Genomic DNA, 21,520 nt, shown 5'->3' with positions numbered 1-21,520 from the left:
AAACGCGATGCTCTTCGAGCCGGACACCGAGCCGGACACCGAGTCGCGCGCCAAGCGGACGCCAAGAGGGGCGCGGAATGCTGGGCGGCTCACGCAGAACACCTGATCGTTGGAGCAAGCAAGCGTGTCCCTCAACAGCAGTCACGGCGCCTCTGTCACCGCCGAGCGTCCTCATACCCACGAAATGGTCGTGGTCCACCGGGTCTTCCGCCGCGAGTCGGCGCTGCTGCCCCGGCTGGTGCGCGCCGTGCCGGACGGCGACGCGGCCCGGGCGGCACGGATCGTCGCCGCCCTGCGCGACTACACCCTCGGCCTGCATCACCATCACCACGCCGAGGACGAGCTGATCTGGCCGCTGCTGCGGGCCCGGGTCGCGCACGACGACGACCTCGTGGCACGGATGACGGAGCAGCACGAGGCGATCGACCGCACCCTGGCGGCCGTGTCCGAGTGGATGCCCGTATGGGAGCGCACCGGTGACCGGATATCCGGCGAGGAACTCGCGCTGGCGCTGGACGCGCACCGGACCACGCTCCTGGAGCACCTCGACGAGGAGGAGCGGTCGGTGTTGCCGCTGGTCGCGGAGAATCTGACCGTTCCCGAGTGGGACCTGGTCGGAGAGCGGGGCCTGGCGGGGCTGCCGAAGAACAAGCGGCTGCTGGCGCTCGGCGCGATCCTGGAGGAGGCGACACCTGAGGAGAGCGCCTACTTCCTGGGCAAGGTTCCGCCGGTCGGCCGGCTGCTCTGGCGGGCCGTCGGCCGCCGCCAGTACGCCGCCCACCGCCGCACCATGCGCGCGCCGCTGGACGGGGAGTAGACCGGTGACCCTGCTCGACTCCGCTCCTCTCGACGTCCTGGACGCCTACCGGACCTGCGAGTTCGTCACCCTGGGCCGGGACGGCACACCGCTGGCCTGGCCGACGGCCGTGTGGCGCTGCCCGGACGGGACGCTGCTGCTGAGCACGTCCCTGGCGTTCGCGCATAAGGCGCTGAACATCCGCCGGGACGGCCGGGTCGCCCTGCTCTTCTCGGACCCGACCGGCAGCGGCCTCGAAGAGGCCCCGCAGATCTTCGTCGGCGGTCACGCCGAGTGCCCCGACGAGATCATGACCGGGCCGCAGGGGGCCGAGGACTACTGGCGGATGCTGTTCGAACGGCAGGCGCACAGCAGGTCGTACCTCGCTGCTCCGATGCGGCTGGTGATGGACTGGTACTACCTGCGGCTGCTGATCACCGTGACACCCCGACAGGTGGTCGTACGACCGCCGTTGCCCGCGGCCGGCGCATCCGCCGTGCCCGCGCCGGCCAGTGACCTGCCGGGCGCCGCGCAGCTCGCCCGCTTCCCGACGGCGGTGCTCGCCGCGCGCGACGCCACCGGGGCGCCGGTGCTGGCGCGGGCCCGGCCGGTGCCCACACCCGAGGGCTTCGCCGTGGACGTGCCGGCCGACTGCCCGGCCGCACCAGGCCCCGCCTCCCTCCTGGTGCACCGGCACGACGAGCGGCTCAATCACATGCACAATGCCCTCGTGCGCGGCGAGTTGCGTGAGACCGGCGGGGGATCGGTGCTGGTCCCCGCCAAGGTGGTGGAGCCGATGGGCTCCGGCCGCGCGAGCGACGCGGTGGGCGTGCTGCGCAGCACCCGGCGGGCCACCGACCGCTATCTGCGGCAGCGCGGCCTGACCCGGCCCCGGGTGGAATGGCAGGAGTTCAGGGCCCTCGCCCAGGACGCGCGCCGGCGCGCCGGGGCCTGATCCGGGCGTGGTGCTCCGGGCCGTCCCGGCAGGGACGGCCCGGAGCTGTCGCTCAGTGGGGGGTCGCGGCGCAGGTGACGTCCGTGGCCGGCAACCGCCCGGTGGCGAGGTAGGCGTTGACCGTTGCGTCGACGCAGGCGCTGCCGTAGACGCCGAACACCGCGTGCTGGTCCGCGCCGCGCAAGGTCACCAGCCGGGAGCCGGGCCAGTCGCGGCGCACGGCCTCCGCGCCCTGGTAGGTGGTGCGCGGGTCGCCGGTCGCGTTGACGAGCAGGGCCGGCAGGTCGTCCCTGATCGTCGTCGGGCGCTCGCGCGGCGCGTCCCAGAAGGCGCACGGTCCGATGTCGTTGGTCACCGGTCCGAACAACGGGTCCCGGGCGCGGGCATGTTGGACATCACGCCAGTACGTCTCCGGATCGCGGGGCGCGCCGACGTCGCCGCAGAGGACGGAGGTCTGCACGCTGCCGTACTCCGACTCGGATCCGGTCAGCAGGAAGCCGAGCATGTCGGCGAGCCACGGACCCGGGGTGACCGCCTTGCCGTCGGCCGCATCACGCAGGTCGCGGACGGCGGCCGCGAAGTCGCCGTACGCCGGGTCGTTGTCCTGGGAGAGGCCGTTGAAGACGACGAGCGGTGCGACGCTCTCGTCCACCCGGTAGGCGCCGACCCGCAGCGGCGCCCGCTCGGCGGCCGTCTGGATCCGGTCCACGACCGCCAGCACCGCGTCCCGGGTGCCGCCCAGGCCGTACGCCGAGTCGCGGGCGGCGGCCCAGGCGGCCCAGTCCCGCAGGGCGTGCCGGTTGGCGGACTCCGCGCCGCGCAGCAGCCGGGGGTTGTAGCGGACGGGATCGATCACCCCGTCCAGGACGACCCGGTCGGTGCGCCCGGGGAACATCGTGGCGTACACCTCCCCGAGGTAACTGCCGTACGAGTAACCGAGATAGGAGATCCGCCGCTCACCGAGCGCGGCACGGATCACGTCCATGTCCCTCGCCGTGTTCCGGGTGGTGACGTACGGCAGTACGTCGCCCTCGTACTTCTGGCAGGCGCGGGCGAGTTCCTCGGCGAAGGCGGTCGACCGGTCGAACCCGGCGCGGTCGTGGCCCGGACTGCGGAACTGCGATCCGGTGGGCCAGTGGCAGTCCAGCGGGGTGCTGCGGCCGACGAAACGGGGGTCGACACCGACCACGTCGTAGCGCTTGCCGGTGTCCTTCATCGACTCGCGCACCCACGGCGGGTCACCGAGCGTCTGCCCGCCCGGACCGCCGCTGTTGAGCAGCAGGGCGCCGACGCGGTGGGCGGTGTCGGTCGCCTTGATCCGGGAGATCGCGACGGTGATGGTACGGCCGCCCGGGTCGGCGTAGTCCAACGGCACGGTGACGTCGGCGCATTGGGCGCCCGCCTTCTGGAGGTCCTTGCCGGTGTCGTCGTCGGGGCCACGCACGCAGCTCTTCCAGGTGAGGTGCTGGTGGTGGTAGCGGGTGAGCGGGTCAGGGGCCCCGGTGGCGGTGGCCGGCGTGGTGCCGAGGGCCAGCGCGCCGGTGAGGGCCAGGGCGGCCGCGGCCGCGAAGCCTGTCATGCGGTGGTCCTTCCGGTCTCGCAGAGGGACTTGTCGACGAGGTCCTGGAAGTCCAGTTCGGCCTGGAGGCTGTCCGGCACCTGGTTGAGGGCGACGGCCACGCTCCGGCCGCCGGGTCCGACGGCGACCAGCGCCCGGTGGCCACCGGGCACGGTCCCGGCGTGCCCCCACCACACCCCGCCGCAGGACAACGGCGACGAGATCAGGCCCAGCCCGTACCGGGCGCCCGGCCACAGCCGGTCCGGATCGGTGGCCACCGTCCGCTCCATCTCGGTCAGTTGGGCCGCGGGCAGCAGCCGGTCGCCGAGCAGCGCGGTGGCGAACCGGGTGAGGTCGCCCTGCGTGGAGACGAGAGCGCCACCGACACCGCCGAAGGACGTGTTCCAGTCGGTGCCGTCGACACGCCGCCCGTCGACGGAGGTGAAGTAGCTGTGCGAGTGGGCCCCTTGGATCCGGGTCTCGTCTCCCGGCCAGTAGGTGTCGTGCAGCCCGAGGCGCCGGATCACCCGACGGCTGATCTCGTCCTCGGGCGTGCGGCCCGTGATCTTCTGGACGATCAGGCCCAGCACCAGGTAGTTGGTGGTGGCGTAGTGCCATGACGACTGCGGGCGCGGCAGTTCGAGGGCCTGCGCGATCAGCTCGCCCGGCTCGAAGTGGCGGTAGCGCACCTGCTCCGGGTGCTCCCACTCGGGTGCGTCGAGGTAGTCGGGCAACCCGCTGGTGTGGCGCAGGAGTTGGCGTACGGTGATGTGCCGTCCGTCGTGGCCGTGGGCGTGGATCAGGCCGGGCAGGTAGCGGTCGACGGAGGCGTCGAGCGAGAGCCGGTGCTCGGCGGCGAGTTGCAGCACGACGGTCGCGGTGAACGTCTTGGTGACGCTGCCGACGCGCAGCCGGTCGGAGGTGTTCATGGGGCGGCCGGTGCGCAGATCGGCCGTGCCGGCGGTCTCGGCCCAGCGCCCGCACGGGCCGTCGGCCAGGACCGAGGCTCCGGCGATGTGATCGTCGGTGGTGAGCGTGGTCAGCGCCCCGCGGACGTCGTCATGGGTACCGCAGCGCCCGGACGGCCCTGGAGGTGACGACCGTGCGGTGGCCACCGGAGCGGACACCAGCACCAGCGCTGCCACCGATAACGCCAGGGCGGACTTCACGGAGAAGGTTGCCATGGACCATCACGCTAGGCGCGGCCCGGCCCGCGATCATTCCAGCAGGCTGCCGCATTCGGAGTGGGGGCAACCCCCGGCCGGAGCCTGCGGCGAACCCCCGGTACCTACCCGGACCGGCACGCCGTCAGCCGCTTCCCCAGGAACCTGCGCTCCGCGGCGTTCTCCACCAACGCCAGGGCCCGCTCGTACGACTCGGCCGCCTCCCGCATCCGGCCCATGCGGCGCAGCAGGTCGGCGCGGGTCGCCGGCAACAGGTGGTAACCGGTGAGGTCGTCCTCCGCCTCCAACTCCGCCACCAGCGCCAGGCCGGCCTCCCCGCCCTCGGCCATACCCACCGCGACCGCGCGGTTGAGGCGGACCACGGCCGAGGGGACGTACCGCTGGAGTTCGCCGTAGAGGCCGGCGATGTCCGCCCAGTCGGTGTCGGCCGCGGTCGCCGCGGTGGCGTGGCAGGCGGCGACGGCCGCCTGGATCTGATAGGGGCCGGGGCGGCCGCGGCGCAGCGCGCCCTCCAGGAGGGCGGCCCCCTCGTCGATCTCGGCGCGGTCCCATGCCGTGCGATCCTGGTCCTCCAGGGTCACCAGATCGCCGGCCGCGTCCACCCGGGTGTCCTTGCGTGCGTCGTGCAGCAGCAGGAGCGCGAGCAGCCCGACCACCTCCGGCTCGTCGGGCATCAGCCGGGCCAGCAGCCGGGCCAGCCGGACGGCCTCGGCGCACAGCCCGGCCCGCATCAGGTCGGCGCCGGCCGTGGCCGCGTACCCCTCGTTGAACAGCAGGTAGAGCACGCCGAGGACGCCCGTCGTGCGGTCGGGCAGCAGATGCGCGGGCGGCACCCGGTACGGGATGCCGGCGTTGCGGATCTTCCGCTTGGCGCGCACCAGACGCTGCGCCATCGTCGCCTCGGGGACGAGGAACGCGCGGGCGATCTCCGGCGTGGTCAGCCCGGCGAGGGTGCGCAGGGTCAGGGCGACCCGCGCCTCGATCGGCAGCGCCGGATGGCAGCAGGTGAAGATCAGCCGCAGCCGGTCGTCGGCGACACCGCTGTCGTCGCCCTCGTGATCCGGGTCGTACGGTCCCTCGTCCCGTGCCAGCACGGCCGCCTCCCGCAGCTTCGCCGCCCCCACCGCCTCCCGGCGCAGCACGTCCAGGGCGCGGTTGCGGGCGGTCGTGGTCAGCCAGGCGCCCGGGCGGCGCGGCACTCCGTCGCGCCGCCACCGCTCCAGCGCCTGGGCGAAGGCGTCCTGCGCGCACTCCTCGGCGAGGTCCCAGTCGCCGGTCACCCGGATCAGGGTGGCGACGACCTGGGACCACTCCTCGCGGAAGGCGGCCGCGACGGCCTTCTCGACGTCGTCCGTGCCACTCACTCCCAGACCGGCCGCACCTCGACCGAGCCGCCGGCGAGCGCCGCGGGGTGCCGGGAGGCGAGCGCGATGGCCTCGTCGAGGTCGGCGACCTCGATGATGTCGAGGCCCGCGACGTACTCCTTGGTCTCGGCGAACGGCCCGTCGCTCAGCAGCACTTCGTCGCCCTGGACGCGCACGGTGGTCGCGTCGGCGGCCGGCCGCAGCCGGGCGCCGCCCTTGACGAGGTCACGGCTGCGGACCTCGTGGATGTACGAGGTGAAGCGCGGGTCCTCGGCGATCTCGGCGGGGCTGAGCTCCTCGCCGCCGACGGGCGTGCAGATGAACAGGACGTACTTCATGACCGCTCCTTCCCGGCCGTCTCCGCCTGCGGCACCGACACGTGCTCGTGGGCGATCAGCCAGCTGAAACCGGTGTCCCGGTAGCCGGTGGTGGCGCGTACCGTCCGGTCCAGGGGCTCCCCGGTCAGGCGGGTGCCGCGGATCCGGACGAGGGCGTGGCTGAAGGCACTGCCCTCCCCGGGCCGCACCCGCAGGTCGAGCACCTCGCGGTGCACGGGCCCGTCGAGCGTCGCGAACCAGCCCTCGACCGCCTTGCGGAACGCGGCGATCCCCGACCGTGCCTCGACGCCGGAGGGCTGGAAGGTCTCCACGTCGGGCGCGTAGCAGGCCGTCAGCCGCTCGACGTCCCGCTCGCGGATGGCCTCGGTGAGCTCGGCGTCGATATGACGGATCACCGTCTCGGCGTCCTCGGCGAACCCCTCGTCCCAGAACGGCCGCACCTCCATGGCCCCGATGGTGGCCACGGGATGCCCGGCGGCGATCCGTACGGCCTCCTCCAGGCTGTCGCAGTCGACGACGTCGAATCCGGCGACGTACTCCTTGGTCTCGGCGAACGGGCCGTCGGTCCGCAGCACCTCACCGTCGCGCACCCGCACGGTGACCGCCGTGTCGGGCAGCTGCAGCCGGTGGCCGTAGAGCCGGGACCCGCGCCGGACACCGTGCTCCTCCACCCAGGGTTCGACCGGCGCCATCCCGGAGGCGTCGGCGGTGTCGTCGCCGCAGACCAGCAGCATGTATTTCATCGTTCCTCCCGGTCTTCAGGTGCTTCCTACACCCCACCGACGAACGGCGCCGCTTGGAATCGACACCCCGGCGGACGGCAGTTCTCAGTGCGCCATCCCGTGGCCCCGGCCCAGGGTGCCGTGCGGGTCGTGGACGCCCTTGGCCCGAGCCAGGGTGTCCCACTGGTCGCCGTAGTGCTCCCGCCAGTCGGCCGGGGTCATCGGCAGCGCGTTGACCGGATAGGCGACGGCGCCCTTCGCCCGCGCGTCCTCGTACGCCGTGCGGTTGGCGGCCACCATCGGAGCGGCCGCGCCCGGGGCGGCCGTACGCAACAGGGCCAGCAGAAAGACGACTTCGCCGCGCGGGCGGCGGAACAGCGGGGCCCGCAGGGCGCGGGTGAGCAGGGGATAGAGCAGGACCACGCCGTTCTCGCGCAGGTCCCGGAAGCCGGGGTCGGCGAGGATGCCGGTCACGACGGACGCGGCGGTGTCCTCGGGCAGCAGCAGGTTCAGCCAGGGGTGCGGGTGCAGCCACTCGCCGGTCGCGCGCAGGAGTTCCTCGTCGGCCGCGACCCGGTGCGCGAACTCGGCGTGTCCGAGGTCCGTGGTCTCGGCCGAGTCGAAGGCGAGGTCCGCGAGGAGGCTCCGGTCGTCGGGCGGGGTCGGGCCCTGGTGGGCGGCGACGGCCTCGACCATGCAGGTCCAGCCGCCGGACGTGTCCTCGGCCGGGCGGGCCTGGCCTTCGAGGTAGTCGAAGCGCCGGTCGGTCGCGAGCAGGTGCTGGTCGGCCAGGTAGGCGCCGAGATCGGAGTAGTACAGGCAGTAGCGGCGTACCAGGGTGGGCGCGGGGGACAGCCGGAGCGTGGCCCTGATGATCACGGCCACCTGGCCCAGGCCGGCGAGGACGGTGTGGAAGAGGGCACCGTGGTGCTCCGGCGAGCAGACCAGGTGCTCACCGGCTCCGGTCACGACCTCCAGTTCCAGCACCGAGTCCGCGACCAGACCGTGCCGGTGACTGGCGCCGCCCAGCCCGCCCGCGCTCAGCACTCCGCCGACGCCGGCACCGAGGTAGTCGGTGAGGACGGGAGGCGTGAGTCCGTGCGGCAGGGTGGCCGCCAGCACGTCCCGCCACAGCGCCCCGGCCCGCACCGCCACCCGGTCGCGGGCCACCGGCCCGACCGCGCTCAGCTCGGACAGGTCGAGGACGATCCCGTCCGGCGCCTGCCCCTGGCCGTAGAGCGAGTGACCGCCGGCCCGCGCGGCCACCGGGATCCCGCGCGGCCCCGCGTACACCAGCGCGTCCCTGACCTCGGCGGCGGACCGGGGCCGCAGCACGCCCAGGGGCTGTCGGCGCACCAGGTGGCCGAAGTCGTCGGCCGCCTCCCGCAGGACCTCCGGGCGGGTGTCCAGCAGTTCCCCGACGGGCGCGGAGACTCGGTCCGACGACGTCACGCGGCACGCTCCCAGGAGGCATCGGTCGACACGGGCGGAACCATTTTCGTGCCGGGGCACGGCAGCCGGACGTCGTTTCCCGCATCGACACCGGAGCATCACGGCGGGTTTACCCCGCCGGATTCCGGAGAGCAGCGTCACCGGAGTACCGCCCGTGTACCGCCGTCGTGCACCGGCCCCGTGCAGGGCCTCGTGTACAGAGCCCCCGTCGCTCCCCGGAGCGCATGTCGTGTGAGAGGTGTTCTGGTCTGTCCGGCTCCCGCGAGACCGCAGCCGCAGTCGACGCGCCGCCCGCCCGGGCGGCGGACGCGGACCGGGCCCCGGTCCCGCCGCCCCGCCCGGCCCCGCGGAACGGCCCGGACACCCGGAACGGCCCGCCCGCCGGCCGGCGGGACGCCTACTTCGACAACGCGAAGTACCTGGCGATCGTGCTCGTGGCCGTCGGGCACGCCTGGGAGCCGCTGCGCTCGGACAGCCGGACCGTCACCGCGCTCTACACGTTCGTCTACGCCTTCCACATGCCGGCCTTCATCATCGTCTCCGGCTACTTCTCCCGCGGCTTCGACGCCAGTCCCGCCCGCGTCAAACGGCTGGTCACCGGGGTCGTCGTGCCCTACGTGGTGTTCGAGGTCGCCTACACCCTCTTCACCCGGTGGAGCGACCATGCCCCCGACCGCGAGATCAGCCTGCTGGACCCGCTGTATCTGACCTGGTTCCTGGCCGCCCTGTTCATCTGGCGGCTGACGACGCCGATCTGGCGGCTCCTGCGGTGGCCGCTGCCCGTCGCGCTCGCCGTCGCCGTGCTGGCGAGCCTCACGCCGTCGATCGGCAGCGACCTCGATCTACAGCGGGCCCTGCAGTTCCTGCCGTACTTCGTGCTGGGCCTGTGCCTGCGGCCGGAGCACTTCAGCCTTCTGCGCCGGTGGAGCGTGCGCCTGTGGGCCGTCCCCGTCGCCCTGTGCGCCCTCGCCGTGGCGTACTGGTCGGTGCCGCACCTGGGCTACCGCTGGTTCTTCCACCGGGACAGCGCCGAGCAGCTCGGCGTGCCCGCCTGGTACGGGCCCGTCATGACCCTCGCCGTCTTCGGCTGCTCCCTGGTGCTGGTCGCCTGCTTCCTCGCCTGGGTGCCGGGCCGCCGCACCTGGTTCACCACCCTCGGTGCCGGCACGCTCTACGGCTACCTGCTGCACGGCTTCGTCGCGCAGAGCGCCAAGCCCGCCCACTGGTACGACCCGGCCTGGATGCACGGCCCGCTCGGCGCGGTGACGGCCACCCTCGTCGCCGCCGTGACGGTGACCCTGCTGTGCACACCGCCGGTGCGCCGGGTCTTCCGGTTCGTGATGGAGCCCCGCATGGAGTGGGCGTTCCGGGCACGGGAGGGCCAAGCGGTCCAGGACGGCCGACGAAACGCCGCCGGGGTGCTTTCCGGAAACCGCTGAAGCGGCAAATATGCCGCACCATGGACATTCTGCTCGTCGCCAGCGCGTTCAACAGCCTGTCCCAACGGGTGTACGCCGAACTGTCCGACCTCGGCCACCGGGTGGACGTCGTCCTCGCCGGCCACGGCCCCGACGCCGTCCGGTCCGCGGTACGGCACCGGCGCCCGGAGCTGATCATCGCGCCGATGCTGAAGACCGCGCTCCCCGGGGACATCTGCCGGGACCACACCTGCCTGATCGTGCACCCGGGACCGCCCGGCGACCGCGGACCCTCCTCGCTCGACTGGGCCATCGCCGGGCAGGCACCCCGCTGGGGGGTGACCGTGCTCCAGGCCGAGGCGGCCGTGGACGCGGGCGCCGTCTGGGCGAGCGAGCCCTTCCCCGTGGAGCCGGTCGGCAAGAGCGACCTCTACCGCAACGAGGCCGCCGACGCCGCCCTCACCGCCGTCCACGAGGCCGTACGACGCTATGCGGAGGGCTCGTACAAGCCGGTGCCGCAGAGCGATCCCGCGATCCACGGCCGGATCGTCTGGCGGGACGTCTTCCGCCAGGCGCGGCGGCGGATCGACTGGGCGGCCGACGACACGGAGACGGTGCTGCGCAAACTGCGCGGCGCCGACTCGCAGCCGGGGGTCCTCGACGAACTCCTCGGCCGGGAGCTGTTCCTGCACGGCGGCCACCCCGAGGACCGACTGCGCGGCCGTCCCGGTGAGGTGCTCGCGACCCGCGCGGGTGCGGTCTGCCGGGCCACCCGGGACGGCGCCGTGTGGATCCCCGAGCTGCGCCCCCGCAAGAACTCCGGCGACCCCGCCCCCTTCCGCCGCCCCGCGGCCGACGTCCTCGCCACCCCCGGCATCCCCGACAGCCCCGCCCCGCTCGAACTGCCCCCGGACCGCCGTACCTGGACCGACATCCGCTACCGGCAGTGCGGCGACGTCGGCTTCGTCACCTTCTCCTTCCCCGGCGGCGCGATGAGCACCGGCCACTGCCGGCGCCTGCTCGCCGCCTACGAGTACGCGCTCGCCCGGCCGACCCGGGTTCTGGTGCTCGGCGGCCGCCGGGACTTCTTCTCCAACGGCATCCATCTGAACGTCATCGAGGCCGCCCCGGACCCCGCCGAGGAGTCCTGGGCCAACCTCGACGCGATGGACGACCTGGTGGAGGCGGTGCTGCGGACCACCGACCGGCTGGTCGTGGCGGCGCTCGCCGGGAACGCGGCGGCCGGCGGCGCCATGCTCGCCCTCGCCGCCGACGAGGTCTGGTGCCGCACCGGCGCCGTCCTCAACCCGCACTACCGGCGGATGGGCCTGTACGGCTCGGAGTTCTGGACGTACTCGCTGCCCCGTCGCGCCGGAGCGGAGACCGCCCGGCGGCTCACCGAGGAGGCACAGCCGGTGAGCGCCGCGACCGCGGCCCGGGCCGGACTCGTCGACCGGCTGCTGCCGGTCCCCGCACAGCGCTTCGCCACCGAGGTCGAGGAACTGGCGACCGCGCTCGCCGGCACCCCGGATCTCGGCCGGCGCATCGCCGCCAAGGCCGCGGCGCGCGAAGCCGACGAGGCGCGACGGCCGCTCGCCGCGTACCGGAAGGACGAACTCGACCGGATGCACGCCCTGTTCTTCGACCCGGCCGCCGACTACCACTCGCTGCGCTCGGACTTCGTCCGCAAGGTCCCCGGCGGTGCCCGGTGACGCGGCTGCTGGTGGCGGGCGTCGGCAACATCTTCCTCGGCGACGACTCCTTCGGCCCCGAGGTGATCCGCGCCCTGGCCCGGCGCCCACTGCCCCCCGAGGTACGGGTCCGGGACTACGGCATCCGGGGGATGGACCTCGCCTACGAACTGCTCGACGGCTGGACGGTCGCCGTGCTGGTGGACGCCGCCGCCCGCGGCCGGCGCCCCGGCACGCTCTCCCTGATCGAGCCCGACCTCCCCGACGGCGCCCCGGCGGCCCCGCCCGAGGCACACGGCATGGATCCGGCGAAGGTGCTCGCCCTCGCCGCCCACCTCGGCGACGAACCCCTGCCGCGCGTCCTCGTGCTCGCCTGCGAGCCCGGGGAGCTGCCGCGCGGCGACGAGGACATCGCCCCCGGCCTGAGCGAGCCCGTGCGGGACGCGGTCGAACAGGCCGTCGAAACCCTGCACGCGCTGGTCCCGGCGCTGCTCGCCGATCCCCAGGTCACGCCCTCGTTGGACCGCCCGGAGGAATCCACGGGCCCCGCCCCGGCCGGGCTCCCGCACCCGGCCGCCACCGGCGCGGAGGATCGCTAGCGGACCAGGACGGGACCCACCCGATCCGACGGTTCTTCCGGAACTCAACGATCGAGGAGCACCCATGTGTCAGTCCGAGGAGGTCACCCGGGCCGTCCTGGCCAGGAACGACGGCTTGGCCGCGAGCCTGCGCGACGACCTGGCCGCGCGCGGGGTGAGCGTGGTGAACCTGCTCTCCAGCCCCGGCAGCGGCAAGACCGAACTGCTCGGCCGGGTGCTGGCCAGGGCGCTGGAGCGGGAGGTGCCCGTCGCCGCCTTCACCGCCGACCTCGCCACCGAGAACGACGCCAGGCGTCTCGCCCGTTCGGGAGCGCCGGTGAAACAGCTGCTGACCGACGGGCTGTGCCACCTGGAGGCCCGGCAGGTACGCGGCCACCTGGAGGGCTGGCTGCCGCCGGACACCGCGCTGCTGTTCGTGGAGAACGTCGGCAATCTCGTCTGCCCGGCCTCCTACGACCTCGGTGAACAGCTGCGGATCGTGCTGATGGCGGTGACCGAGGGCGAGGACAAGCCCGCGAAGTACCCCACCGCCTTCGGCTCCGCGCACCTGGTCGTGCTCACCAAGACCGACCTCGCCGGGCCCGCCGGCTTCGACGAGACCGCCTTCGCCGACCAGGTGCGGCGGGTCAACCCCGGGGTGGAGATCGTCCGCTCCTGCGCCCGCACCGGCGAGGGCGTCGACACGGTCCTGAACCGGGTGCTCGCCGTACGGGACGGTGCTCCCGCGCACCGGCCGCCCCTCGCCCCGCACCCGCACGGTCACGTCCACGCGCCCAGCGCCTCGTGACGGCCCCCACCACGGCGACGGCCGTGCGCCGGCGCATCACCGTGCGCGGAACCGTGCAGGGCGTCGGCTTCCGCCCCCACGTCCACCGCCTCGCCGCCGGCCTCGCGCTCACCGGGTTCGTCAGCAACACGCCGAACGGCGTGCTCATCGAGGTCGAGGGAACGGCGGTCGGCGTCCAGCGGTTCCGCGAGCTGCTCGCCACCGAGCAGCCGCCGCTGGCCACCGTGACCGCCGTCGGCGTCGAGGAGGTACCCGTCACCGGGGCGGACCCCGGCTTCACCATCCGCGCCACCGATCCGTCGTCCCCAGGTCGCACCCAACTCCCGCCCGACACCGCGACCTGCGCCGACTGCCTGCGGGAGCTGGCCGATCCGGCCGACCGCCGACATGGGCACCCCTTCATCACCTGCACCCACTGCGGCCCCCGCTTCACCATCGCCACCGGCATGCCCTACGACCGCGCGATCACCACCATGTGCGGCTTTCCCATGTGCGCCGGCTGCGCCCGGGAGTACGACGCCCCGGCCGACCGCCGCTTCCACGCCCAGCCGGTGGCCTGCCCGGACTGCGGGCCCCGGCTGCGGCTGGTGCCCGCCGCGGGCAGCGGAGTGAGGGCCGCTCGCGATGGTGATGCCCTCTCACGGGCGCGAGAGCTGCTCGCGGCCGGGCGGATCGTCGCCGTGAAGGGCATCGGCGGCTACCACCTGGCCTGCGACGCCACCAACGCCCGGGCCGTCGAGACCCTGCGCACCCGCAAGGCGCGCGGGGACAAGCCGTTCGCCGTGATGTGCGCGGACCTGGACGAGGCGGAGCGGATCGCCGTGGTCGGGTCCGCCGAACGGACCGCGCTCACCGGCCCCCGCCGCCCCATCGTCCTCCTCCGGCCCCGCGACGGCGTACGGCTGGCACCCGGGGTCTGCCCCGGGAGCCCCCACCTCGGTGTGATGCTGCCCTACACCCCCGTCCACACCCTCCTGTTCGGCCTCCCCGGCGACCCGCCCGGCCCCCGCGTCCTGGTGATGACCAGCGGCAACCGCTCGGGCGAGCCGATCGTCACGGACGACGACGAGGCACTGACCCGGCTGTTCGGACTGGCCGACGCCTGGCTCGCCCACGACCGGCCCATCGCCTCGCCCTGCGACGACTCCCTGCTGCGGGTGCGCGCCGACGGCACCGAACAGGTCCTGCGCCGCTCCCGCGGATATGTGCCCCGCCCGCTGCGGCTGCCCGTCCCGGTGCGGCCCGTGCTCGCGGTGGGCGGCGACCTCAAGAACGCGCTGTGCGTCGGCGAGGGCGAACTGGCCTGGTTCGGGCCGCACATCGGCGACATGGGCGACCTGGCGACGCTGGAGGCCGCCGTCCGCGCGGAACGGCATCTGCACCGGCTGACCGGAGTCCGCCCCGAACTGGTCGCCGCCGACCGCCACCCCGGCTACCACGCGTCCGCCTGGGCCCGCCGCCGAGCCGCTCAGCTCCCCGTGAAGAAGCCGGTGTTCGTCCAGCACCACCATGCCCATGTCGCTGCCGCCATGGCAGAAGCCGGCCTCGACGGCACCACACCGGTCATCGGCGTCGCCTTCGACGGCACCGGGTACGGCGACGACGGCACCGTCTGGGGCGGCGAGGTGCTCGTCGCCGACTACACCGGCTACCGGCGCCTCGCCCACCTCGCTCCGGCCCCGCTCCCCGGCGGTGACGCGGGAGTCGCCAACCCGTGCCGGATGGCGCTGGCCCGGCTGTGGGCGGCCGACGTCCCCTGGGATGCCGACCTGCCCAGCGTCGCCGCCTGCTCGCGCGAGGAACTCAGGCTGCTGGACAGGCAGTTGCGGAGCCAGGCCGGCTGTGTGGCCACCTCCAGCATGGGCCGGCTCTTCGACGCCGTGTCGTCCCTTGCGGGCGTGTGCCACCGCGCCGGGTACGAGGCCCAGGCCGCCCTGGAACTGGAGGCACAGGCCTGCCTGGCCTGGGGCGAGGCGACGGCCCCGTACCCGTTCGGCGACCGCTTCGACCCGGCCCCGGCACTGCGCGCGATCGTCACCGATCTGCGGCGCGGCACCCCCGTGCCGGTGATCGCGGCCCGCTTCCACCGCGGTGTCGCCCGGGCGGTCCTGGACCTGTGCCGCGGCGTGCGCCGGTCCACCGGCTTGACCACGGTGGCCCTCACCGGTGGCGTCTTCGCCAACGCCCTTCTGGAGCAGGCCTGTTCCGACCTGCTGCACGGCCACGGGTTCACGGTCGTCCGGCACCGCGAAGTCCCGCCGAACGACGGCGGGCTGGCGCTCGGGCAACTGGTGGTCGCGGCCCACGGACAACGCCCCCACGACGGCCGACGTACGGCAGTCAGCGACGAGACGGAGTGACCCATGTGTTTGGCAGTGCCCGGCAGAGTGGTGAGCATCGACGACACGGCCGATCCTCTCACCGGCCTGATCGACTTCGGCGGTGTGCAGAAGCAGGCGTGTCTGGAGTACGTGTCCGACGTCCGCGTCGGTGAGTACGTCATCGTCCATGTGGGCTTCGCCCTCCAGCGGCTCGACGAGGAGTCGGCCCTGGCCTCCCTCAAGCTCTTCGAGGAACTGGGCCTGCTGGACGAGGAGTTCGGCGACGCCTGGCAGCAGGCGGCCCGGCAGGCCGAGGGGAACGAGGCCCGGTGAAGTATCTAGACGAGTTCAACGACCCCCAGCTGGCCCGCCGGCTGCTGGACGGGATCCGGTCCGTCGTCACCCGGCCCTGGGCCCTGATGGAGGTGTGCGGCGGCCAGACCCACTCGATCATCCGGCACGGCATCGACCAACTCCTCCCCGAGGAAGTGGAGCTGATCCACGGTCCGGGGTGCCCGGTCTGTGTGACCCCGCTGGAGTGCATCGACAAGGCGCTGGAGATCGCCGCCCGCCCCGGGGTGATCTTCTGCTCGTTCGGCGACATGCTGCGGGTGCCCGGCACCGACCGGGACCTGTTCCGGGTCAAGGGCGAGGGCGGTGACGTCCGCGTGGTGTACTCGCCGCTCGACGCGCTGCAGCTCGCCCGGCGGCACCCCGACCGTCAGGTGGTGTTCTTCGCCATCGGCTTCGAGACCACCGCCCCCGCCAACGCCATGGCCGTCCACCAGGCCAAGCGCCTCGGGCTGACCAACTTCAGCCTGCTGGTCTCCCATGTGCGGGTCCCCCCGGCCATCGAGGCGATCATGACCGCCCCCAGCTGCCGGGTGCAGGGCTTCCTGGCCGCCGGGCACGTGTGCAGCGTGATGGGCATGGCCGAGTACCCGGAGCTGGCCGCACGCCACCGGGTCCCCGTCGTCGTCACCGGCTTCGAACCGCTCGACATCCTGGAGGGCATCCGCCGCACCGTCCTTCAGCTGGAGCGCGGCGAGCACCGGGTGGAGAACGCCTACGCCCGTGCCGTGCGCGAGGACGGCAACCCGGCGGCCATCCGCATGATCGAGGAGGTCTTCGAGGTCACCGACCGCTCCTGGCGGGGCATCGGCCCCATCCCGTCCAGCGGCTGGCGGCTGCGCGAGGCCTACCGGGCGTACGACGCCGAGCACCGCTTCGACGTCACCGGCATCCGCACCGAGGAACCCGCCGAATGCCGGGCCGGCGAGGTCCTCCAAGGGCTCATCAAACCCACGGAGTGCGCGGCCTTCGGCACCACCTGCACCCCGCGCACCCCGCTCGGCGCCACCATGGTCTCCAGCGAGGGCGCCTGCGCCGCCTACTACCTCTACCGCCGGATGTCCGAACCGGCGCTCCCGCGCGAGGAGATGAACCCCGTTGGCTGAGCAGACCGTCGCCGACCCGGCGAACTGGAGCTGTCCGGCGCCGATCCGCGACCAGCCGGTCGTGGTGATGGGCCACGGCGGAGGCGGCGCCCTCTCCGCCGAACTGATCGAGCAGGTCTTCGTCCCCGCCTACGGCAACGCCCTGCTCGCCGGGATGACCGACTCGGCCGTCCTCCAGCTCGGCGGCGCCCGGCTGGCCTTCTCCACCGACTCCTACGTCGTACGGCCGCTGTTCTTCCCCGGCGGCTGCCTCGGTGACCTGGCCGTCAACGGCACGGTCAACGACCTGGCGATGAGCGGCGCCCGGCCCGCCTACCTCTCCGCCGCGTTCGTCCTGGAGGAGGGCGTGGAGCTGGCCGTCGTCGAACGCGTCGCGCGAGCCATGGGCGCGGCGGCCGAGGCGGCCGGAGTCACCATCGCCACCGGCGACACCAAGGTGGTCGAGGCCGGGCACGGGGACGGCGTGTACGTCACCACCGCCGGGGTCGGCCTGGTGCCCGAGCGGGTGGACATCCGGCCGCAGCGGGCCCGGCCCGGTGACGCGGTCATCGTCAGCGGGCCGATCGGACTCCACGGGGTCGCCGTGCTGAGCGTGCGCGAGGGGCTGGAGTTCGGGATCGAGATCGCCAGTGACACCGCGCCGCTGGCCGACCTGGTCGCCACCATGCTGGACGTCACCCCGGACATCCACGTCCTGCGGGACCCGACCCGTGGGGGCCTGGCCGCCTCGCTGAACGAGATCGCCCGCGCCTCGGGGACAGGGGTGCGACTGACCGAGCGGGCCGTCCCGGTACCGGACGCGGTGGCCAACGCCTGCGGGTTCCTCGGGCTCGACCCGCTCTATGTCGCCAACGAGGGGCGGCTTGTCGCCTTCGTCCCGCCGACGGAGGCCGAGGCCGTCCTTGAGGCGATGCGCGCCCATCCGCAGGGGGCGGGCGCGACCCGGATCGGCGAGTGCGTGGCCGACCACCCGGGGATGGTCGTGGTGGCGACCGGACTCGGCGGCACCCGGGTCGTGGACCTGCCGCTGGGGGAGCAGCTCCCGCGGATCTGCTGATCAGGGCGGAGACCCCGCCGGTGCCCAGGTCCGTCCCGGGCACCGGCGGGGTCATTCGACGGCGGTGATCTCCAGTTCCCGGCCGCTGCGCAGCTCGGGGCAGGCCCGGTCGCAGCGCGGGCACCAGAAGAACGGCGGCATGCCCACCGCGAACTCCTCGGCGCACGGGTCGCACCAGGCCCGCGCGGGCACCTGCTCGACCACGAGGTCCGCCCCCGCCAGGGCGGTGCCGTCACGGGCCACCTGGAAGGCGAAGGTCAGGGCGTCGGGTACGACTCCGGACAGCTCGCCGACCCGGACGGACACCGCCGAGACGGTGTCCGCCCCGTCCTCGCGGGCCCATGCACCGGCCTGCTCCACGATCGCGGTCGCGATGGACAGTTCGTGCACGCCCGGCTCACGGATACCGGTGACCGGCACCCAGCCCGCCGGAGATGCGCCAGATCTTCAGCTCGCGCAGCAGGCTGGGGATCTCGGTGACGAGCAGCGCCACGCACAGGGCGCCCACCAGGGCGACCTCGGCGGTCAGTACCCGCTGGGCCGTCGTACCTCTTGTTCGTTGCCTCATGTGGGGGGACTCCCAGTTCTCTCTCGGTCCGCTGCCGTCCGGTTCAGTTCTTGTCCGGTTCAGCCGGGAGGGATGTTCGGCATGACGTCGAGCAGGGTGTCGTGCCGCTTCCAGTGGATGCCGGTGGAGCGCCGCGCGTCGGCGGTGCCGTCCGGGTGGTGCCCTGTCTGGGTGGTGTGCGGTCCCTCGTTGCCCTGGTGCATACCGGGCACGTGGGACGGCGTGTCGGGCTTCGCCTGGGCTCGGCCGACTCGGATGCTTCCCATGGGGTTTCTCCTTCCTGTGTTGCCGTTCCTCAAGGCCGCTCGGTGAGCTCCTCGAAGAAACGCTCCACGGCCGGCCACATCCGGCCGCCACCGGACAGGCCGCGCCATTCCCGGCGGATCACGGCGAGCATGCGGAAGCAGTCGTCGACCGGTGCGATCCAGTGGTGGTCCAGGCCGTGGACGGTGTTGACCAGCAGCGCCTCGACATCGGGCGCCATGCCGGCCAGGGGCGGGCAGCCGGCGACCGCCCGCTGCCAGGCCGCCGCGTCCACCTCCCAGCGCATGGCACCCGCCGGGCTCGGTCCCTCGGCGGTGACCGAGCCGTCGGCGCGCGGTACGAAGAAGACCAGGCCGACCGGGACCCCGAGAGCCGCGGTGTCCACCTTCGGGAGCCGGACCCGGCGGGTCGGGATCAGCCGGAACTGCACTTCGTCGGTGCCCTGTCCCGGCTTTCCCGGCTGTCCCGGCTTTCCCGGGAACAGCAGGGCGCAGGGACGGCAGGCGCAGCGGACCTCGGCCTGCCCGGTGTCGTACAGATGCGGATGGTTCTCGGGCACCGGGGCGGCGCACAGGTCGCACACCTCCGCCTCCGCCGCCGGCCGTTGGTCGGTGGCGGAGCGGATGAGGCGGGCCAGGGCTCCGTCGGTGCTCACCGGGCCTCCTGTGGCCGGCGCAAGGAGTCCAGGGGGACGAAGGCGGGGGCCGGGGCCTCGGGCACCGGCTGCACGTCGGTCAGCTCCGGGGCCGCGGCGAGCACCGCCTCCCGGACCACGTCGGTCACCTCCGTAGTACCTCCGCCGCACCCGGAGCCGCAACCGCCGCCCTTGGTCAGCCGCACCCGGCCCACCTGGCCCTCCAGACCGGCCCACTCGACGTCGCCGCCGCGTTCGCGCACGGCGGGGCGCAGCCGCTCGACCGCGCGGGCCGCCCGGAGCTCGGGTGAGTCGGGGTGGATGTCGTGCAGGACCAGGAGATGGTCGAGCAACTCGTCGTCGGCGAGCCGCTCGGCCAGCGGTGCGTCCGCGCGTTCCAGGACACGGGCGAGCGCCTCGCCGTAGACCTCGGTCAGCAGGCGCACCGCCTCGACGGCCGAGCCGCCGGTGGGGCCGGGGGCCGACTCCAGCCCCTCAAGCAGCGTGTCGAGGCGGGCCAGCCGGGCCTCGACCGCCGGGCCGTCGAGCCGCCCGGCGTCAGCCATGGTTCGCCCCGTACGTCGGCGAGTGCGTGACGGTCAGCGTCTTGCCCTTGCCCGTGTACATGTGGACACCGCACGGCAGACACGGGTCGAAGCTGCGGACCGTGCGCATGATGTCGACGCCCTTGAAGTCGTCCGGGCCGTTCTCCTCGAAGATCGGCTGGCCCTGGACGGCGTCCTCGTAGGGACCGGGGGTGCCGAACTTGTCGCGGGGGCTGGCGTTCCAGGGGGTCGGCGGGTACGGGTGGTAGTTGGCGATCTTCTTGTCCTTGATCACCAGGTGGTGGGAGAGGACCCCGCGCACGGCCTCGTGGAAGCCGCAGCCGATCGCCTCGTCCGGCACCTCGAAGTCCTCGAACACCTTGGTGTCGCCGGACCGCACCAGGCCCATCGCCTCGTCCAGGAACTGCAGGGCCATGGCCGCCGCGTAGGCGACGAAGTACGGCCGGGCGCGGTCGCGTTCGAGGGTGTTGGACCACTTCGGGATCTTCCACTCCAGCGTGGTCTCCGGCAGGCTCTCGCCCTTGGGCAGCGAGATCCGCACACTGGTGCCGGTGGCCTTGATGTACGGCGTGTCGACGATGCCGTTCAGCGCGGTCGACCACAGCCGGGCCAGCGGGCCGCCACCGGTGTCGAGGGCCAGGTGGTCGCCGGTGCGCTGGTCGAACCAGCGCGGGCTCATCACCCAGCTGTAGTTGGCGTCGAAGTCCCGCTTCTGCGGCACCGGAAGGGTTGTCTGGTTCCACGGGTGGCGCATGTCGACCGGGTTGCCCAGCGGGTCGTGGGTGACGAACGGGTCCTCGTTCACCCAGTCCTCGTAGAACGAGCTGCCCAGCATGATCCTGAGGCCCAGGTTGATGTCGACCAGGTTGTTGGTGACCAGTTCGCCGTCGACCACGATGCCCGGGGTGACGTACATCGCCTTGCCCCAGCGGTCCATGTTCTCGTAGCGGTAGTCGACGACCTTCGGGTCCTGCCAGGCGCCCCAGCAGCCGAGCAGGATCCGGCGCTTGCCGACCTCCTCGTAGCCCGGCAGCGCCTCGTAGAAGAAGTCGAAGACGTCGTCGTTCATGGCGACGGCCTTCTTCACGAAGTCGATGACGTGCATCAGCCGGCTGAGGTAGTCGGTGAACACGGTCGGCGAGGGCATGGTGCCGACACCGCCCGGATACAGCGTGGAGGGGTGCACATGGCGGCCCTCCATCAGGCAGAACATCTCGCGGGTGGTCCGGGAGACCTTCAGGGCCTCCTTGTAGACCTCGCCCTCGAAGGGGTTGAAGGCCTTCATGATGTCCGCGATGGTCCGGTACCCGTGGATGTCACCACGCGGCGCGGGGGTCTTCTGCGCGCGGGCCAGGACGCTCGGGTTGGTGGCCTTGACCATCTGCTCGCAGAAGTCCACGAAGACCAGGTTGTCCTGGAAGATCGTGTGGTCGAACATGTACTCGGCCGCCTCGCCGAGGTTGACGATGTGCTCGGCCAGCGGCGGCGGCTTCACCCCGTACGCCATCTGCTGGGCGTAGTCGGAGCAGGTGGTGTGGTTGTCGCCGCAGATGCCGCAGATCCGCGAGGTGATGAAACCCGCGTCGCGCGGGTCCTTCCCCTTCATGAAGACGGAGTAGCCGCGGAAGAGGGAGGAGGTGCTGTGGCACTCCACTACCTCCTGGTTGGCGAAGTCGATCTTCGTGTAGATGCCCAGGTTTCCGATGATCCGGGTGATCGGATCCCAGGACATGTCCACGATCTGCGCGGGCTTGCGCCCTTTCTGCCGGGCCTCGGTTGTCATCAGCGT

22 protein-coding genes are annotated in these 21,520 nt (G+C 73.0%); 10 read left to right on the top strand and 12 right to left on the bottom strand.

What is annotated here, in order from left to right:
• Positions 1-184: 184 nt before the first annotated feature.
• Together ACFWXC_RS23770 and ACFWXC_RS23765 are read left to right on the top strand one after the other, a co-directional pair.
• Positions 185-817, top strand: a complete 633-nt coding sequence (locus ACFWXC_RS23770; RefSeq protein ID WP_384481678.1) for a hemerythrin domain-containing protein — start codon at positions 185-187, stop codon at positions 815-817.
• 4 nt (positions 818-821) lie between these two features.
• Positions 822-1,751 carry a pyridoxamine 5'-phosphate oxidase family protein gene (locus ACFWXC_RS23765; protein WP_384481677.1) on the top strand — a complete coding sequence of 310 codons (930 nt, stop codon included), beginning with the start codon at positions 822-824 and terminating at the stop codon, positions 1,749-1,751.
• Positions 1,752-1,803: 52 nt separating this feature from the next.
• Here ACFWXC_RS23765 and ACFWXC_RS23760 read toward each other — a convergent pair whose 3' ends face one another.
• From ACFWXC_RS23760 to ACFWXC_RS23735, 6 genes are all read right to left on the bottom strand, one after another.
• Entirely contained in the window at positions 1,804-3,330 is a 1,527-nt protein-coding gene (locus ACFWXC_RS23760) for an alpha/beta hydrolase (RefSeq protein ID WP_384481675.1), read from the bottom strand.
• Positions 3,327-4,493, bottom strand: coding sequence for a serine hydrolase domain-containing protein (locus tag ACFWXC_RS23755; protein WP_384481674.1), 1,167 nt, complete (start codon positions 4,491-4,493; stop codon positions 3,327-3,329). Before ACFWXC_RS23755 ends, ACFWXC_RS23760 begins: the two co-directional genes overlap by 4 nt.
• 104 nt (positions 4,494-4,597) lie before the next feature.
• On the bottom strand, positions 4,598-5,857 hold the full coding sequence (locus tag ACFWXC_RS23750; protein WP_384481672.1) for an RNA polymerase sigma factor: 1,260 nt from the start codon (positions 5,855-5,857) through the stop codon (positions 4,598-4,600).
• Complete coding sequence (locus ACFWXC_RS23745) at positions 5,854-6,195, bottom strand: YciI family protein (protein ID WP_351734416.1); 342 nt, start codon at positions 6,193-6,195, stop codon at positions 5,854-5,856. Before ACFWXC_RS23745 ends, ACFWXC_RS23750 begins: the two co-directional genes overlap by 4 nt.
• The gene (locus ACFWXC_RS23740; RefSeq protein ID WP_384481670.1) at positions 6,192-6,938 is read right to left on the bottom strand and encodes a nuclear transport factor 2 family protein; all 747 of its coding nucleotides are present in this window, start codon (positions 6,936-6,938) and stop codon (positions 6,192-6,194) included. The genes ACFWXC_RS23745 and ACFWXC_RS23740 overlap by 4 nt, the downstream gene beginning before the upstream one ends.
• An 84-nt stretch (positions 6,939-7,022) precedes the next feature.
• Positions 7,023-8,369: an FAD-binding protein gene (locus ACFWXC_RS23735; RefSeq protein ID WP_384481668.1), complete on the bottom strand. Its 1,347-nt coding sequence runs from the start codon at positions 8,367-8,369 to the stop codon at positions 7,023-7,025.
• A gap of 224 nt (positions 8,370-8,593) precedes the next feature.
• On the opposite strand from ACFWXC_RS23735, the gene ACFWXC_RS23730 reads away from it, so the two are divergent.
• The 8 genes from ACFWXC_RS23730 (at position 8,594) to hypE (ending at position 17,699) form a co-directional block, all read left to right on the top strand.
• On the top strand, positions 8,594-9,808 hold the full coding sequence (locus ACFWXC_RS23730) for an acyltransferase family protein (RefSeq protein WP_384481666.1): 1,215 nt from the start codon (positions 8,594-8,596) through the stop codon (positions 9,806-9,808).
• A gap of 20 nt (positions 9,809-9,828) precedes the next feature.
• Positions 9,829-11,499 carry a hydrogenase maturation protein gene (locus ACFWXC_RS23725; RefSeq protein WP_384481664.1) on the top strand — a complete coding sequence of 557 codons (1,671 nt, stop codon included), beginning with the start codon at positions 9,829-9,831 and terminating at the stop codon, positions 11,497-11,499.
• Complete coding sequence (locus tag ACFWXC_RS23720) at positions 11,496-12,077, top strand: hydrogenase maturation protease (protein WP_384481663.1); 582 nt, start codon at positions 11,496-11,498, stop codon at positions 12,075-12,077. Before ACFWXC_RS23725 ends, ACFWXC_RS23720 begins: the two co-directional genes overlap by 4 nt.
• 64 nt (positions 12,078-12,141) lie before the next feature.
• Positions 12,142-12,864, top strand: a complete 723-nt coding sequence (hypB, locus tag ACFWXC_RS23715) for a hydrogenase nickel incorporation protein HypB (protein WP_384481661.1) — start codon at positions 12,142-12,144, stop codon at positions 12,862-12,864.
• A complete protein-coding gene (gene hypF, locus ACFWXC_RS23710) occupies positions 12,861-15,224 on the top strand; it encodes a carbamoyltransferase HypF (protein ID WP_384481660.1) in 2,364 nt (787 codons plus the stop codon). The genes hypB and hypF overlap by 4 nt, the downstream gene beginning before the upstream one ends.
• A gap of 3 nt (positions 15,225-15,227) precedes the next feature.
• Positions 15,228-15,518: a HypC/HybG/HupF family hydrogenase formation chaperone gene (locus tag ACFWXC_RS23705; RefSeq protein ID WP_362564027.1), complete on the top strand. Its 291-nt coding sequence runs from the start codon at positions 15,228-15,230 to the stop codon at positions 15,516-15,518.
• The gene (gene hypD / locus ACFWXC_RS23700; protein ID WP_384481658.1) at positions 15,515-16,642 is read left to right on the top strand and encodes a hydrogenase formation protein HypD; all 1,128 of its coding nucleotides are present in this window, start codon (positions 15,515-15,517) and stop codon (positions 16,640-16,642) included. The genes ACFWXC_RS23705 and hypD overlap by 4 nt, the downstream gene beginning before the upstream one ends.
• 67 nt (positions 16,643-16,709) lie before the next feature.
• Positions 16,710-17,699: a hydrogenase expression/formation protein HypE gene (gene hypE / locus ACFWXC_RS23695; RefSeq protein ID WP_384481847.1), complete on the top strand. Its 990-nt coding sequence runs from the start codon at positions 16,710-16,712 to the stop codon at positions 17,697-17,699.
• Positions 17,700-17,750: 51 nt separating this feature from the next.
• Here the strand turns inward: hypE and hypA are convergent, their stop codons facing one another.
• From hypA to ACFWXC_RS23665, 6 genes are read right to left on the bottom strand one after another with little or no spacing between them, the layout of a single operon-like run.
• Entirely contained in the window at positions 17,751-18,089 is a 339-nt protein-coding gene (gene hypA, locus ACFWXC_RS23690) for a hydrogenase maturation nickel metallochaperone HypA (protein ID WP_384481656.1), read from the bottom strand.
• Positions 18,090-18,096: 7 nt separating this feature from the next.
• Positions 18,097-18,267: a hypothetical protein gene (locus ACFWXC_RS23685; RefSeq protein WP_384481655.1), complete on the bottom strand. Its 171-nt coding sequence runs from the start codon at positions 18,265-18,267 to the stop codon at positions 18,097-18,099.
• Between the two features lie 59 nt (positions 18,268-18,326).
• Positions 18,327-18,533, bottom strand: a complete 207-nt coding sequence (locus ACFWXC_RS23680) for a hypothetical protein (protein WP_362564035.1) — start codon at positions 18,531-18,533, stop codon at positions 18,327-18,329.
• A gap of 29 nt (positions 18,534-18,562) precedes the next feature.
• Positions 18,563-19,186: a DUF5947 family protein gene (locus ACFWXC_RS23675; protein ID WP_384481653.1), complete on the bottom strand. Its 624-nt coding sequence runs from the start codon at positions 19,184-19,186 to the stop codon at positions 18,563-18,565.
• Positions 19,183-19,731, bottom strand: a complete 549-nt coding sequence (locus ACFWXC_RS23670; protein ID WP_384481651.1) for a NifU family protein — start codon at positions 19,729-19,731, stop codon at positions 19,183-19,185. The genes ACFWXC_RS23675 and ACFWXC_RS23670 overlap by 4 nt, the downstream gene beginning before the upstream one ends.
• Positions 19,724-21,517, bottom strand: a complete 1,794-nt coding sequence (locus ACFWXC_RS23665) for a nickel-dependent hydrogenase large subunit (protein WP_384481845.1) — start codon at positions 21,515-21,517, stop codon at positions 19,724-19,726. Before ACFWXC_RS23665 ends, ACFWXC_RS23670 begins: the two co-directional genes overlap by 8 nt.
• Positions 21,518-21,520 lie beyond the last annotated feature (3 nt).

Origin of the sequence: Streptomyces sp. NPDC058683, assembly GCF_042716195.1 — a bacterium.
Lineage (GTDB): Bacteria > Actinomycetota > Actinomycetes > Streptomycetales > Streptomycetaceae > Streptomyces.
The sequence above is the reverse complement of the archived record's forward strand: the minus strand, read 5'-3'. Positions and strand labels throughout refer to the sequence as shown.

Coding starts and splice junctions, on each gene's coding strand:
- ACFWXC_RS23760 (WP_384481675.1), bottom strand. CDS start 3,330: ATGACAGGCTTCGCGGCCGCGGCCGCCCTGGCCCTCACCGGCGCGCTG.
- hypE (WP_384481847.1), top strand. CDS start 16,710: ATGGGCCACGGCGGAGGCGGCGCCCTCTCCGCCGAACTGATCGAGCAG.
- ACFWXC_RS23740 (WP_384481670.1), bottom strand. CDS start 6,938: ATGAAATACATGCTGCTGGTCTGCGGCGACGACACCGCCGACGCCTCC.
- ACFWXC_RS23730 (WP_384481666.1), top strand. CDS start 8,594: ATGTCGTGTGAGAGGTGTTCTGGTCTGTCCGGCTCCCGCGAGACCGCA.
- ACFWXC_RS23725 (WP_384481664.1), top strand. CDS start 9,829: ATGGACATTCTGCTCGTCGCCAGCGCGTTCAACAGCCTGTCCCAACGG.
- ACFWXC_RS23680 (WP_362564035.1), bottom strand. CDS start 18,533: ATGGGAAGCATCCGAGTCGGCCGAGCCCAGGCGAAGCCCGACACGCCG.
- ACFWXC_RS23705 (WP_362564027.1), top strand. CDS start 15,228: ATGTGTTTGGCAGTGCCCGGCAGAGTGGTGAGCATCGACGACACGGCC.
- ACFWXC_RS23670 (WP_384481651.1), bottom strand. CDS start 19,731: ATGGCTGACGCCGGGCGGCTCGACGGCCCGGCGGTCGAGGCCCGGCTG.
- ACFWXC_RS23685 (WP_384481655.1), bottom strand. CDS start 18,267: ATGAGGCAACGAACAAGAGGTACGACGGCCCAGCGGGTACTGACCGCC.
- hypB (WP_384481661.1), top strand. CDS start 12,142: ATGTGTCAGTCCGAGGAGGTCACCCGGGCCGTCCTGGCCAGGAACGAC.
- ACFWXC_RS23755 (WP_384481674.1), bottom strand. CDS start 4,493: ATGGCAACCTTCTCCGTGAAGTCCGCCCTGGCGTTATCGGTGGCAGCG.
- ACFWXC_RS23745 (WP_351734416.1), bottom strand. CDS start 6,195: ATGAAGTACGTCCTGTTCATCTGCACGCCCGTCGGCGGCGAGGAGCTC.
- ACFWXC_RS23770 (WP_384481678.1), top strand. CDS start 185: ATGGTCGTGGTCCACCGGGTCTTCCGCCGCGAGTCGGCGCTGCTGCCC.